Consider the following 304-nt stretch of genomic DNA (forward strand, 5'->3'; position numbering starts at 1 on the left):
AGCAGAGAAAGGCCGCACTTACTTAAGTAAAGGTGAGATATTAGTTGCCTCTGGCAATATTAAAATCCAAAAAAATAAGTTAGCTTATCAGACTCTGTCTCAAACTGTTGTTGGCGTTGAGTCTGCAGATCTTGCATTGAAGCGAGTTGCTAAACTAAAAGTAATTGCTAACGAATGGGAAGACGGTGAAGATAACCTGATTGAAGGTAATAAACTCATTAAACGCGGAAAAGCCAACATTGTTGAAGGCGAAGCTAATATTGAGAAAGGCCAGAAATTGATCACATCAGGTAAAGCTAAAATG

General features: G+C 38.2%; 1 protein-coding gene. It reads left to right on the top strand.

Translation table 11 applies throughout. The features are described 5' to 3' along the window. On the top strand, window positions 1-304 hold a 304-nt coding region (locus tag GQR38_RS20345), incomplete at both ends, for a hypothetical protein (RefSeq protein WP_165738094.1).

It is taken from the genome of Pseudoalteromonas sp. c7(2019), from assembly GCF_011378625.1.
In the GTDB taxonomy this organism is placed as follows: Bacteria; Pseudomonadota; Gammaproteobacteria; order Enterobacterales; family Alteromonadaceae; genus Pseudoalteromonas; species Pseudoalteromonas arctica.